Source organism: Pseudomonas sp. KB_15 (assembly GCF_052114525.1).
Taxonomy (GTDB): domain Bacteria; phylum Pseudomonadota; class Gammaproteobacteria; order Pseudomonadales; family Pseudomonadaceae; genus Aquipseudomonas.
On record NZ_JBFREX010000306.1, the window covers coordinates 1 to 392 of the forward strand.

The 392-nt window shown below is 68.4% G+C and carries 1 protein-coding gene; it reads right to left on the reverse strand.

Going from position 1 to position 392, the window contains the following annotated elements:
• On the reverse strand, nucleotides 1-392 hold a 392-nt coding region (gene pgk, locus AB4Z35_RS31015; protein WP_442101298.1), incomplete at both ends, for a phosphoglycerate kinase.

Here is a 392-nt window from a genome sequence, read left to right on the forward strand (position 1 = left end):
GGCCGGCACAGGCCACGGGTGCGTACTTGGCGATGCCGTGCGTGGTGGCCTCGGCGCGGTGCGCGGTGCCGAAGGCGTCGTTGACGTAGACATCGCACAGCTTGGCCATCTTCTGGGCCAGTTCATCGCTGTTCTTCTTCTCGCCCTTGTTGACGCGGCAGTTCTCGAGCAGCACTACCTGGCCGGGCGCCACGTCCACGCCATCGACCCAGTTCTGCACCAGCCGCACGGGCTTGCCGAGCAGTTCGGACAGACGTTCGGCGATCGGGGCCAGCGAGTCCTCGGGCTTGAATTCACCCTCGGTCGGGCGGCCCAGGTGGGACGTCACCATCACGGCCGCGCCGGCCTTCAGGCAGGCCTCGATGGCCGGCACCGACGCACGGATGCGGGTG